General features: G+C 68.7%; 13 protein-coding genes. 6 read left to right on the top strand and 7 right to left on the bottom strand.

Annotated elements, in window-relative coordinates:
* Window positions 1-34 precede the first annotated feature (34 nt).
* The 3 genes from ACE026_RS13305 to ACE026_RS13295 all read right to left on the bottom strand — a co-directional run bounded on the left by ACE026_RS13305 (window position 35) and on the right by ACE026_RS13295 (window position 2,198).
* Window positions 35-214, bottom strand: a complete 180-nt coding sequence (locus ACE026_RS13305) for a hypothetical protein (RefSeq protein WP_019183415.1) — start codon at window positions 212-214, stop codon at window positions 35-37.
* Window positions 215-225: 11 nt separating this feature from the next.
* Complete coding sequence (locus ACE026_RS13300) at window positions 226-525, bottom strand: YkgJ family cysteine cluster protein (protein WP_080114834.1); 300 nt, start codon at window positions 523-525, stop codon at window positions 226-228.
* A 317-nt stretch (window positions 526-842) separates the two neighbouring features.
* Window positions 843-2,198, bottom strand: coding sequence for an Hsp70 family protein (locus tag ACE026_RS13295; RefSeq protein WP_486039350.1), 1,356 nt, complete (start codon window positions 2,196-2,198; stop codon window positions 843-845).
* Between the two features lie 119 nt (window positions 2,199-2,317).
* Between ACE026_RS13295 and ACE026_RS13290 the strand changes: the two genes are divergently transcribed.
* Window positions 2,318-2,653, top strand: a complete 336-nt coding sequence (locus ACE026_RS13290; protein WP_486039349.1) for a zinc ribbon domain-containing protein YjdM — start codon at window positions 2,318-2,320, stop codon at window positions 2,651-2,653.
* A 6-nt stretch (window positions 2,654-2,659) separates the two neighbouring features.
* Here ACE026_RS13290 and ACE026_RS13285 read toward each other — a convergent pair whose 3' ends face one another.
* Complete coding sequence (locus ACE026_RS13285; protein ID WP_486039348.1) at window positions 2,660-3,796, bottom strand: tetratricopeptide repeat protein; 1,137 nt, start codon at window positions 3,794-3,796, stop codon at window positions 2,660-2,662.
* 230 nt (window positions 3,797-4,026) lie between these two features.
* On the opposite strand from ACE026_RS13285, the gene ACE026_RS13280 reads away from it, so the two are divergent.
* From ACE026_RS13280 to ACE026_RS13265, 4 genes are all read left to right on the top strand, one after another.
* Complete coding sequence (locus tag ACE026_RS13280) at window positions 4,027-4,632, top strand: HD domain-containing protein (protein ID WP_486039347.1); 606 nt, start codon at window positions 4,027-4,029, stop codon at window positions 4,630-4,632.
* Between the two features lie 47 nt (window positions 4,633-4,679).
* On the top strand, window positions 4,680-4,859 hold the full coding sequence (locus ACE026_RS13275) for an oxidoreductase-like domain-containing protein (RefSeq protein WP_319623573.1): 180 nt from the start codon (window positions 4,680-4,682) through the stop codon (window positions 4,857-4,859).
* 14 nt (window positions 4,860-4,873) lie between these two features.
* The gene (locus ACE026_RS13270; protein WP_319623574.1) at window positions 4,874-5,521 is read left to right on the top strand and encodes a DUF998 domain-containing protein; all 648 of its coding nucleotides are present in this window, start codon (window positions 4,874-4,876) and stop codon (window positions 5,519-5,521) included.
* Window positions 5,522-5,599: 78 nt separating this feature from the next.
* The gene (locus ACE026_RS13265; protein WP_486039346.1) at window positions 5,600-6,946 is read left to right on the top strand and encodes a virulence factor family protein; all 1,347 of its coding nucleotides are present in this window, start codon (window positions 5,600-5,602) and stop codon (window positions 6,944-6,946) included.
* Window positions 6,947-6,974: 28 nt separating this feature from the next.
* On the opposite strand, the gene mprF is transcribed toward ACE026_RS13265, so the two are convergent.
* Window positions 6,975-9,539 (bottom strand): bifunctional lysylphosphatidylglycerol flippase/synthetase MprF, encoded by a 2,565-nt coding sequence (mprF, locus tag ACE026_RS13260; RefSeq protein ID WP_486039345.1) that lies wholly within the window; start codon window positions 9,537-9,539, stop codon window positions 6,975-6,977.
* A gap of 193 nt (window positions 9,540-9,732) precedes the next feature.
* Between mprF and ACE026_RS13255 the strand changes: the two genes are divergently transcribed.
* Window positions 9,733-10,080 carry a RidA family protein gene (locus ACE026_RS13255; protein ID WP_121038644.1) on the top strand — a complete coding sequence of 116 codons (348 nt, stop codon included), beginning with the start codon at window positions 9,733-9,735 and terminating at the stop codon, window positions 10,078-10,080.
* Between the two features lie 97 nt (window positions 10,081-10,177).
* On the opposite strand, the gene rnfB is transcribed toward ACE026_RS13255, so the two are convergent.
* Window positions 10,178-10,597, bottom strand: a complete 420-nt coding sequence (gene rnfB, locus ACE026_RS13250) for an Rnf electron transport complex subunit RnfB (protein ID WP_319623577.1) — start codon at window positions 10,595-10,597, stop codon at window positions 10,178-10,180.
* Window positions 10,598-10,625: 28 nt separating this feature from the next.
* A complete protein-coding gene (locus tag ACE026_RS13245; RefSeq protein ID WP_486039380.1) occupies window positions 10,626-11,267 on the bottom strand; it encodes an HAD family hydrolase in 642 nt (213 codons plus the stop codon).
* Between the last annotated feature and the right edge of the window lie 28 nt (window positions 11,268-11,295).

Below are 11,295 nucleotides of genomic sequence, written 5' to 3'. Positions count from 1 at the left end.
GCACCGGCCAATGCGGGGGCGGTCGGCAGCAACGTCAGCCGGCTTTCTTCAGCGCCAGGGTATTGCCCAGCACTTCGATCTTGCCGCCACCTTTACGGAAAGCAGCCAGATCCGCAGCGATGCTCTGGCTGCTGACGGCGGAGTTGGACCCTTGCTTGCGGTCGACGCGAACGGTGTTGCTTGCCTTGGGGGAGGTCTTTGGCGTACGAGCCATGGATGCTCCTGCTATGGATGAAGCGTGGAAGAAAACGTCGACAGATCCTGCTGTTGTCGACGGTAGTCCTGCCGCACGAGGCGGCAATCATCGCCGCCCATGTCGAACTGGCGGCAGATCGCGGGTCGCTGCGAGTAGATCGTGCAGCGCAGGTGATACGGGTCGATCGCAGCGCACCAGCCTTCTTCGTTGCGCGCCATCACCGTGCCGCCACGCGCATCGGTATCCAGCAGGTAGCCGGGCACGTTGTCGTCAGGCATGACGGTGACGGTGAGCCGACAGCACACCGCGTCGCAACGACGGCAATCGATGGGGTCGGGCTCGGACGATGTAAGAAGTGCAGCCAGGCGTTCGCCCAATCTGAGTGTCTCTTGGCGGCTCGGGGTGCAGCAGGCTGTGAACGAGCCGGATCACAGCGATGAGCGATCCCGGCACCGCGGACAGGTCCGGACGGTGGCAGCATCGAAGAGGACGGTGGCCTGGGAGGCCAGGAAGATGGTGCTTGTTGCGTCAAGCGCATTGCGCTTTGAAGCCGAAAGATGATAGCGCTTTCGGCGTAACGTTTTGTTAATAAGGCCGTTCACGCCTCTTCAGGCCTTGTGGGACAAGGCCTGGCGGTGCCGGTGGATCAGTTGGCGGCGGCCAATGCCAGCCCGTGGACCACCCCGAAGGACGGATTCCCGCGGATCAGGGTCGAGCCCGGGAAAGCATTGGCCACCGCCTGCTGCAGGTAGCCGGCGCGCGACATGCCCCCGGTCAGGAACACCGCTGCCGGGTCGTGGCCGATGTCGCTGCGCACCTGCTCCAGCAGGGCGGTCAGCTCGCCCAGATACCCGCCGGCGGCGGTCTCCAGCCGCGAAGCATCGATCTGCATCTGCAGGCCGCGTTCGATGAAGTCCAGCGCGCTGTCGTGGCTGGCCACGCTGCTCAGGGCGATCTTGCAGCGCTCGACTTCACGATACAGACGCGCGGTATTGCCGGTGTCCTGCAGCGCGGTCAGGCGCGGGCCGAACGGCGCGTCCACATCGCGGTAGGTGTGCTGGCGGAAATCACGCTGGCGGGTCATGTCCTGCACCATCGCCGCTTCCACGTAGTGGTGCGCCGGCACGCGGGTGATGCCGCGGCCGAACAACGGCATGTAGCCGCCCAGGCTCAGCGCCAGATCGATATCGGTACCGCCACGGGCGATACCCCAGGCGCGGTGGATGGTCGGGGCCTGGCCGCCGCCCACGCGCGCATGGGCGACGTCGGTGGTACCACCGCCGATGTCCACCACCACCGCGTCATGCTCCTGCGGGCTCTCGGCGTGGTAGTGCATCGCGGCGGCCGCCGGCTCTTCAAGGAAATCGATGCTGTCGAAGCCGGCTGCGATCGCCGCGCCGTGCAGGATCTCCAGCGCCTGCGCGTTGCCGGCCTCGCCGATCGAGCTGCGGAACTGGACCGGGCGGCCCAGCGTGGCGGTGCGGATCGGCGTGTCCAGCTGGCGCGAGGCAGTCAGGCGGATGTGCTCGAGGATGTGCGTGGCGATGCCGGCGATGGTCTGGCGCGCACGCGGGTGCAGGTTGTAGCCGAGCATCGACTTGGGGCTCTGCACCAGGTTGCCTTCGTTCTCTTCGAAATAGGCCTCCAGCGCGTCATCGCCGTAGACCGCGTTCTGCAGCAGGGTGGTGGAGCTGAGCGGGGCGCGCATCTGCTCTTCCATCCACTGCCGGCGCACCACGCGCAGGGCCTCGCGGCGCAGTGCATCAGGGGTACGCTCCTGGCCGGCGGCACGGGCATCGCGCGCGGCCGCGTCGACCAGCCGGGCCAGGTCGTGCTCCAGCGCCGGGGTCAGTTCGAAGTCGTTCGGGTCGCGCATCACCTCGGGGAAATACACCGTGGTGCGGAACTGTTCGGCCTGGCCGAACTGGATCGGCACGACCTTGCCGTCGATCACCACGGCGGCGGCGGAGTTGCTGGTGCCAAAGTCGATGCCGAGTTTCATGCGGGGGGCCGGGCCGGTGGTCAGGGGGCGCGCACTTTGCGGCAACGGGACCGCCGACGCAAGGGCAGCCGGTAACGGGCGGTTACACTAGCGGCCGTTTCGTAACCGAAGAGCTGTCGATGTCCGCCATTCCCGCCTGCCCGCAGTGCACCCTGGAAAACACCTATGCCGATGGCGCGCTGTTCATCTGCGCGGATTGCGGCCACGAGTGGGCGGCCGGTGACGGTGACGGCGAGGCCCTGGTGGTACGCGACAGCAACGGCAACGTGCTGGCCGCCGGCGACACCGTGACCGTGATCAAGGACCTGAAGGTGAAGGGCTCCTCGATTCCCCTCAAGCAGGGCACGGTGATCCGCAATATCCGCCTGGTCGAGGACGATGCCGAGCACATCGAAGGCAACTCGGAAAAGATCAAGGGCCTGGTCCTGAAGACCTGCTTCCTCAAGAAGGCCTGAGCCGGCTCAGTTGGCGTTGGTGCCGCGCGGGCGCCAGCGCTGCAGGCTGTCCAGCTTGGCCTGGTAGCGGGATCTGAGGGCGTCGCCGTTTTCGCCGGCCAGATCCCGCGCGCGCTGCATTTCGATCGAGGCCCGGCGCGCATCACCGGCCAGGAAGTAGCTCCGGGCCAGCGCGAAGTGGAAGGGGTGGGCGGTCTCGTAGAGACGGACGGCCCGGCGGTAGAAACGCACCGCCGCGGCGTAGTCCCGGCGCTGCTCGGCCTGGGCGCCGAACATGTACTGGGCGAAGGGATCATTGCGCTGTACGCGCGCCAGCCGGCTGGCCAGCAGGCCGGCCTGGCGGGTGTCGCCCATGCGCCGGTACAGCGCGCTGGCATTGCTCAGGCTGGCGCCATGCCGGGGTTGCAGGCGCAGGGCGGTTTCATAGTCCCTGCGGGCCTGGTCCAGCTCGCCGATGCGCGCATCCAGAACGCCCAGGTTGTTCCAGGCGGCCACGAAGTCCGGCGCCATGCCCAGCGCGGCCCGGAAGTAGGCGCGCGCCCCCCCGGTATCGCCGGCGGCCATGCGGTCGGCCCCGCGGTTGTTGTAGAAGTGCGCCAGTGTGCGTTGCCGGCTGATGCGCTGCGGGCCAAGGGGGTCATACAGCACGCTGTGGTCCAGATCGACCGTGCCGCTGCGCCCGTCCAGCACGATGCCCGCGTTGACGTGGCCCACGCTGTAGATCACCCCGGAGGCCTGGTACCAGCTCACCACCTGCGCCACTTCCTGGACATGCGCATCGATGCCGGCCAGGTTGGCCAGGGTGACGAACAGCAGGGTGAAGGACAGGCAGTTGGCGCGCCGCGTCTGCCACGTTTCACTGATGGTGTGGGTCGCGTCGGGGCCGTAGGCCAGGTGCAGCCCGTGTTCGTCGAAGATCATCTCGACCAGCCGCTGCAGGCGGCGCTCACGTGAGTAGCCCGGATCGATGACCCGTTCGTGCAGCAGGGCGAGCAGCGGGGCGGGCACCTCCAGGATCTGCGCCGGCGTGGGCAGTGCGGTGACGCTTGGCTCAGCTGCGGCCGGCGGCGCCGTGTCGGCCGCCCAGACCGGCGCGGCGGCCACGGCCATCCACGCGATCAGGAAAAGTCTGCATGCGGTCATCGCCGTCACCTCGCGAGGCGTTGGGGTCCGTCCGGTCCAGTCTAGGCGTGTCGTCGGGCGCTGGCATGCCGTTCATCGGCCGATAGCGCCATCCACAGGGGATGTGGATCAGCGGTCGACAAACATGTGGATAACCGGGCACACCCACTGCGCGGCAACGGTTCTGTGAAGGTGGTCAAAAAAGCACCGCCCGGCTTGCCAGCGTCGCTGTGACGGCCAATCATGCCTGCATGCACGTCGAACCGATTCCGCTGCCCGCCGGGCAGCTTGCCGAGCTGGAAACCGCCTACGCCCTGCCGCCGCGGGCGTATCACAACTGGTCGCACGTGCAGGCCGTCCTGCAGCACTGCCGCACGGTCGCCGAGGCAGGCCCGGGCTGGGCCCAGCCGCGTGAGGTGCAGTTGGCCGCGCTCTATCACGACGCCATCTACGACGCCGGCCGCGGCGACAACGAAGCGCGCTCGGCCGAGATGGCACGCCAGGCCATCGCGCGCTGGCTGCCGGAGGCCGGGATCGATGCGACGCGGGTGGCCGAGCTGATCGAACTGACCGCGCGCCACAGCAAGCTCGCGCCCGGCGACGTCGATCCGGAGGCGGCGCTGTTCCTGGATTGCGACATGGCCATTCTGGGGGCGCCGGCGGCGGTGTTCGATGCGTACGACCGCGGCATCGCCGAGGAGTACGCCGGGCACGTGCCGGGCTTCCTGTTCCGGCTCAACCGCCGGCGTTTCCTCAAGCAGGTGCTGGGGCAACCGCGGATCTTCCTGAGCGACTTCTTCCACCAGCGGCTGGATGCGGCCGCGCGCGACAACCTGCGCCGGCGGGTTGAGCGCTGAACCACGCCCGCTACACTGTGCGCGCTGTTTTCCCTATGTGTGTGGCCATGTCCGTGTCCGTTCCAGATCCCGATCCGCGTCCGCAGCCGCCGGAAGAACCCGGCCCCAACGAGTGCTGCGGCAGCGGCTGCCCGCTGTGCGTGCTGGATCTGTACAGCGATGAGCTGCAGCGCTACCGCGCCGCGCTGGCCGCCTGGAAGCAGCGTCACCCCGAGGCCACCGACTGACCGCAGGAGCTGCGATGTCGCTTCCCTTGCCACGCCCTTTCCGCTGGCCCGCGCAGCATCACGCACGCGTTGCCCTGCTCACGCTGGTGGCGCTGGCGCTGTTCGTGGCCATCGCGTTGTGGACGCAATGGGCACGCGATGACCTGGACTGGGTGCAGGCCACCCTGAGCCTGTACCTGCATGGCCCCTGGGGACTGGCGCTGCGCACGGCTTACTGTGTGCTGGCGCTGGCGATCATGCTGCTGGCCCTCTCCCTGCATGCCAACAGCCGATCACCCCGGCGCAGTGCGGCCGCGCCGCTGCTGTTCTGGGTGGCCGCGCTGGGATTGATGGGCGTGGCAATCGGCGACAGCTGGCTGCCCGAGCGCGCACCGCTGCTGGCACCGCTGGTGCACGGGCTGTCGGCCAACACCGCGTTCCTGTGCGTGAGCGTGGCGATGCTGCTGCAGAGCTGGTACCTGCGCGCCGATCCGCGCTGGCGCACGTGGGCCGGGCCGGCCTGGTGGTGGGCCTGGCTGTGCTTCGTGCTGCTGTGGCTGCACGTGCTGTGGCGCGGCCCGCCGCGCGGCGCTGGGCAGAAGCTGGTGATCGCCGTGGTGCTGGTGTGGCTGGTCTCGGTGGCCTGGCAGCTGTGGCGGCAGGCGCGTCGGGACGCGCGCTGAGCGTCCTGCCACGCTGTGTACATGCCCTTGGCAGGGCAGGGGCGTATCGTTGGCGCACTAGTCATGGGATGCGCGACGATGCGGCGAGCCGGTTGGGGGATGATGCTGGGTGTGGTGCTGGCGGGGATGTCCGGACAGGCGCTGGCCGCGCCGCCGCAGCAGCTCAGTCACGGGCGTTTCGAGAACGTGCCGGTGTACCTGCCGGACGGTCGCCCGCAACGGGTGGTGGTGTGGTTTGACGGTACCCCCAGCCATGCCGACAGCCAGCAGCGCATCGATGCCTTGCGTGCCGAGGGCGCCCTGGTCGCCCAGGTGGATGTCGCGCACCTGCGCCAGGTGCTGGCCCGCGAGAAGAGCGGTGATTGCGCCTTCGGTGCCGGCGACGTGGAGAATTTCTCACGCTGGTTCCAGGCCTATCTGCACGTGCCGGGCTATCACCTGCCGCTGATCGGCGGCGATGGCGAGGGCGCGGCGCTGGCGTACGCGGTGGCCGCCGAGGCCGATACCCAGGTGTTCGCCGGACTGCTCACCACCGGTTTCTGTCCGTCGGGCGTGCGCGAGCGCAAGGTCTGCGGCGCTGGCAGCAGCCACGGCCGCCTGCAGCCGGCCGAACTGAACTTCCCCTGGTTGAACGCCGCCGGCGATGTACATTGCCCGGCCGGCGAGTCGGCCGCGTTCGTGCGCCAAGTGGGCATGGGCCGCCAGTTCGAGCGCACCGCGCGGGGCGAGGCGTTGCCCGGCCTGCTGGCCGCGGCCAAGGTGATCGGCGCGCAGAAGGGCGTCAGCCTCGCGCCGCCGCCGGATGACCTCAAGGGCCTGCCGGTGGTCGATGTGCCGGCGAGCAAGCCGGGCGACACCTTCGCCATCTTCGTCTCCGGTGATGGCGGTTGGGCCGGGTTGGACAAGGAAGTGGCCGCGTCGCTGAGCGAGGCCGGGGTGCCGGTGGTCGGGGTGGATTCGCTGCGCTACTTCTGGACCGCACGCACGCCCGATGGCTTCGCCCGCGATCTGGAGCGCATCGCCACGCACTACAGCCGCCAGTGGCAGCGCCGCAACGTGGTGCTGGTCGGTTTCTCGCAGGGCGCCGATGTGCTGCCGGCGGCCATCAACCAGCTGTCACCGGCTACGCGGGAATCGGTTTCGATGATCGCGCTGCTCTCGGTGGGCAAGACCGCCGACTACGAGTTCCATGTCAGCAACTGGCTCGGCGGCGGTGGCGATGGCCTGCCCATCGCGCCGGAGGTGGCCAAGCTGCCCGCCGGCAAAACGTTGTGCGTCTACGGCGAAGACGATGGCGACGCGCTGTGTCCGTCGCTCCCCGCCGGTGGCAATGCGCAGGTCATCAAGCTTCCCGGGGACCATCACTTCAAGGGCGATTACGATCGCCTCGCCGATACCATCGTCCAGCATCTGCCGGCGCGCTGAGCGTAGGCGGCCCCCGGCCGGCACAGGCTCAATCGTGCCGGCGCGGGTCCAGTGAGATCAGCCGGGTCGCATCCAGCAGGGCGGCGGGCAGGTGCACACCGCCCGGCGCGGCCAGATAACGTGCGCGCCAGACCGGGGCGAACTTCGACTTGAAACGGCGCAGGCCGCTGAAGCCGTAGAAGCGTTCGCCATGCCGGGCGACCACGTTGGCGAAGCGGTTCCAGCGCCCGGCCAGGCGATGTTGGGCCAGCCCGGACAGCGGTGCCATGCCCAGCGAGAACCGGTGGAAACCCTGCTCGCGGCCCCACAGAAACAGTTCGATGAACAGGAAATCCATCGTGCCTTTGGGCGCATCGTCGACATGGCGCATCAGGTCGACCGACAGCTCATTGCCCGCCGGCGCCTGCCACAGATTGGCGAAGGCCACGATGCGGCCCTCGGCTTCGACCAGTGCGACCGGAAAGCGTGACAGGTAGACCGGATCGAAACTGCCCAGCGAAAAGCCCTTCTCATCGCCGGCCTTGTCATCCAGCCACTGCTGGGAGACCACCGACAATGCCGGCAGCAGTGCCGGTACTTCCTCGGGCGGCGCAACCCGGAAGCTCAAGCCACCGCGTTTGCCGCGGTTCCACGCTTGGCGCAGATCCGCGCGATCGCGCCCTTCCAACGTGAACGCCTGCAGCGGCACCATCGCCTCTTCGCCAAGCTTGACCAGGGTCAGGCCCAGGTCGAGATAGGTCTGCCAGTACGCCTCACCCACCTGGTAGAACACCGGGCGCAGGCCGAGCCGATCGGCTTCCTCACGGAAGCGCCAGATCAGCGCACGTACCACGTCGGGCGGGCCGACCGGATCGCCCATCGCGATCAACGAGCCGCCGTAGCGCTGCATCATCACGAAGCCCCGCTGCGCCTCATCACGCAGCACTGCCTTGTCTGCGGTGAGCACCAGGCAGGCCTGGGTGTCTTCGGCCGCTGCCAGGATCGGGGCGAGCGCGTCCAGCGTGGAGGCATCAGCGGCCGGCAACGGGCTGCGCGTGCTGTGCAGCAACCGCGCCAGGCCGAAGATGGTCAGCGCGATCGCCACCAGCAACAACGCACGCAGCGCGCGTGGCGCGTTGCCCTGCAGCGCGAACTGCCACCACAGCTCGTTCTGGTATTCCACGTGGCTGTAGACGAAGAACAGCAGCCAGATCACCGCGACCAGCACCAGCCCGAGGTTGCGGATCCACGGCCACGACCAGGCCTCATCCAACAATGCCCCCTGGCGATAGAACTCGCGGCGCGAGGCCCACAGTGCGGCCGCCACCAGCAGGGCGGACAGCGCGATCAACACCTGCCCACCGCGTAGCCAGATCGGCAACGGGGACAACACGCAGATGCCGAGCGCGAGCATCCACGCAGCATGGCTGCGCCGCTGCAGGCCCTGGCCGATCAGCAGCAGCGCGACACCGGCCAGACTGCCCAGCAGGTGCGAGGTTTCCAGGATCGGCAGCGAGGCGGTGATCAGGTGCCGGCGTGGTGTCGGCAAGGTGCCATCGATCACCAGTGCGGCACCGACGCTGAACACCGCCAGCGCGATGATCTGCGGCAGCCAGGGGCGCAGCGCGGTCCAGCCGACCCGGGTGGCACCGGCGCCGGCACGCAGCGGGCGGCGCAGCGCCGGCGCAACCGCCAGCACCGTGGCCAGCAGCAGCGGCAGCACGTAATAGGTCACGCGGTAGATCAGTGCGGCCGCCAGCACCGCAGCGGGCGCCACCTGCGGCAGCAGCTTGAGCAGGCTCCACTCGAACACGCCCAGGCCAGCAGGCACGCTGGAGATCAGGCCGGCCAGCACTGCGACCAGATACAGCCCAACGAAACCGGGCAGGCCGGTTGGCGTATCCATTGGCAGCAGCACATAGAACGCGGCACTGGCCAGCACCAGTTCGACCACGCTCAGCGCAGTGACGCCGAGCATGGTGCGCCGGTCGGGCAGCCACAAGGCATGCCCGCGGATCTGGAAGCTGCGGCCCTCGCGGCCGACCAGCAGCACCGTGCCGGCATAGGCCAGCAGGCCGAGAACGCCGATGACCCGCACCGCCTGCACCGGGATCGGCAGCGCCAGCGCGGCAGCGCCGGGCTCAAGCAGGAAGGCCAACGCCAGCAGCAGCCACGCCCCGAACACGAAGCCCAGTGTGCTCATCAACACCATCTGGCCGATCTCGCCCAGGCTCAGCCCGGCACGGCCATAGCCACGCAGGCGCACGGCACCGCCGGTGAGGGCGGCAAAGCCCAGGGTCTGCCCCAGCGTATGCGCCAGGAACGCGGTGATGCCGACCCGCGCCGGATGCAGGCGCTTGCCGCTGCGGCGCAGACCGATCGCATCGAAACCGATCAGGCAGGCATAGCTGGCCAGGCCAAGCAGCACGGTCAGCGCGATCTGGCCGGCGCCCAGATGCCGGAACGCCTCGCGGATCGCGCGGTAGCCATGCTCATCGAATTCGTTGGCCAGCCCACGCAGGGCCAAGGCCAGGATCACCAGCGGGATGACGACGGTCGCGGCGCGGCGCCAGGGGGCGCGGGCCGGCGTGGGAGCAGGGGCGGTGTCGGTCATCGGTACAGCGTGCTCCGGGGTGGGCGATGAAAGAGTCAACACAGGCGTGGCCGCCTGACCGGCAAATCGTGCGCCTGATGCCGTCGCTTGCCAAGCGGGTGCGCTGTGCGTGCTGTGGCTGCTTTGCGCACCGGGCCGGGCAGGCGCACGCCGCATCGGTGACAATGCGGTTTCATCCAGAGGAGTAATCGCCATGTTGGAACGTTTCGACGTTGGTCCGCGCATGTCCGAAATGACCGTGCACAACAAGGTCGCCTATCTGTCCGGGCAGATCCCCGAAGACACCAGCCAGGACATCACCGGCCAGACCCGTCAGGTGCTGGAAGAGATCGACAAGCTGCTGGCGCTGGTGGCCAGTGACAAGCAGCACATCCTGCGCGCGGAAATCTTCCTGGCCGACATCAACGATTTCGCCGGCATGAATGCCGCGTGGGATGAGTGGGTGGTGGCCGGCATGACCCCCGCCCGTGCCACGGTGGAAGCCAAGCTGGCGGATGCGAGCTGGAAGGTGGAGATCGTGGTGACGGCGGCATTGCCGTAAGCGCACCGCGGAACCGCTGGGCGTCATGGTGATCGACGCATCGCCGTGCGCCCAGGTCTTGCCGCCGCCGCGAGGCACCTAGCGGCCGGCGCATGGGTCAGCGCGCGCTGACCAGGTCGATGCAGTCCACCGGGCACGGCGGGATGCACAGCTCGCAGCCCGTGCACAGATCGGCGATGACGGTGTGCATGTACTTGGCGCCGCCGACGATCGCATCGACCGGGCAGGCCTGGATGCACTTGGTGCAGCCGATGCAGTCGGCTTCGATCACCACCGCGACCTGCGGTGCCTTGTGTGCACCGCGCGTGCGGTCGAACGGCACCGCCGGCACACCCAGTACGTTCGCCAGCGCGCGCGCGCCCGCATCGCCGCCGGGCGGGCAGTGATCGACGCCCGCCACGCCGCGTGCCATCGCCTCGGCATACGGGCGGCAGCCGTCGTAGCCGCACTGCCCGCATTGGGTCTGTGGCAGGAGGCGGTCGAGGCGTTCGGTGAGGGTGTCGATGGGGAGGCTCATGGCGTGGCGGTGGCTGCGCGGTGGGGCATCAGGCCCGGCTGTCCCGGGCCGGTGGTGGGGTCGCCGGTGGATCCCGACGCGGCTTCATGGGCTTGCCGCGATACCAGCGCTCGTGGGCGAGCGCGAGCATCGGGCGGTCTTCGCGGCTGTCGCCGTACGCGTGGATGCGCAGGTAGCGCGCGAGGTCGTAACGCCGGCGGATGTGCTCCACCTTGTGCGGCGCGCAGTCGCCCTCGGCGTAGCGCCCGGTGAGGCGTCCGTCGCGGCTCTCCACTCGGTTGCAGATCAGCTCCAGCCCCATCGCCTCGCACCACGGGCGCAGGTACAGGTCCAGCGAGCCGGACACGATCACCACGGTGTGTTGTTGCTTGAGGTGCCAGTGGATCTGATCGAGCATCTCCGGCCGCATCACCTGCGGCAGCACATCGCGCGCGTAGCCGGCGGCTTGGGCGGTGATGTCCTCGAGATGGCGGCCGGTGAAGGTCAGGCGGGTGACACGGGCGCGGATGCGTTGCGCGGAGATCAGCTTCAGGCGATAGGCCAGCAACCACGGGCCGACTTTCCACCAGGCCTGTGCAAGCTGTTCGGGGGTCGCCACGCGGCGCAGAAAACGCCCGTAGGTATCGCAGGTGGTGACCGTGTGGTCGAAATCGAACAGCGCCAGTTCCAACCCACACCTCCAGGCAGAAGAGCGCGGG

Source organism: Stenotrophomonas sp. AGC87, from assembly GCF_057333975.1.
Note: the sequence above shows the minus strand (reverse complement) of the source record. Positions and strands in the feature narration are given on the sequence as shown.

Coding starts and splice junctions, on each gene's coding strand:
- ACE026_RS13290 (WP_486039349.1), top strand. CDS start 2,318: ATGTCCGCCATTCCCGCCTGCCCGCAGTGCACCCTGGAAAACACCTAT.
- ACE026_RS13280 (WP_486039347.1), top strand. CDS start 4,027: ATGCACGTCGAACCGATTCCGCTGCCCGCCGGGCAGCTTGCCGAGCTG.
- ACE026_RS13285 (WP_486039348.1), bottom strand. CDS start 3,796: ATGACCGCATGCAGACTTTTCCTGATCGCGTGGATGGCCGTGGCCGCC.
- ACE026_RS13305 (WP_019183415.1), bottom strand. CDS start 214: ATGGCTCGTACGCCAAAGACCTCCCCCAAGGCAAGCAACACCGTTCGC.
- ACE026_RS13275 (WP_319623573.1), top strand. CDS start 4,680: ATGTCCGTGTCCGTTCCAGATCCCGATCCGCGTCCGCAGCCGCCGGAA.
- ACE026_RS13295 (WP_486039350.1), bottom strand. CDS start 2,198: ATGAAACTCGGCATCGACTTTGGCACCAGCAACTCCGCCGCCGCCGTG.
- ACE026_RS13265 (WP_486039346.1), top strand. CDS start 5,600: ATGCGGCGAGCCGGTTGGGGGATGATGCTGGGTGTGGTGCTGGCGGGG.
- ACE026_RS13270 (WP_319623574.1), top strand. CDS start 4,874: ATGTCGCTTCCCTTGCCACGCCCTTTCCGCTGGCCCGCGCAGCATCAC.
- ACE026_RS13255 (WP_121038644.1), top strand. CDS start 9,733: ATGTTGGAACGTTTCGACGTTGGTCCGCGCATGTCCGAAATGACCGTG.
- rnfB (WP_319623577.1), bottom strand. CDS start 10,597: ATGAGCCTCCCCATCGACACCCTCACCGAACGCCTCGACCGCCTCCTG.
- mprF (WP_486039345.1), bottom strand. CDS start 9,539: ATGACCGACACCGCCCCTGCTCCCACGCCGGCCCGCGCCCCCTGGCGC.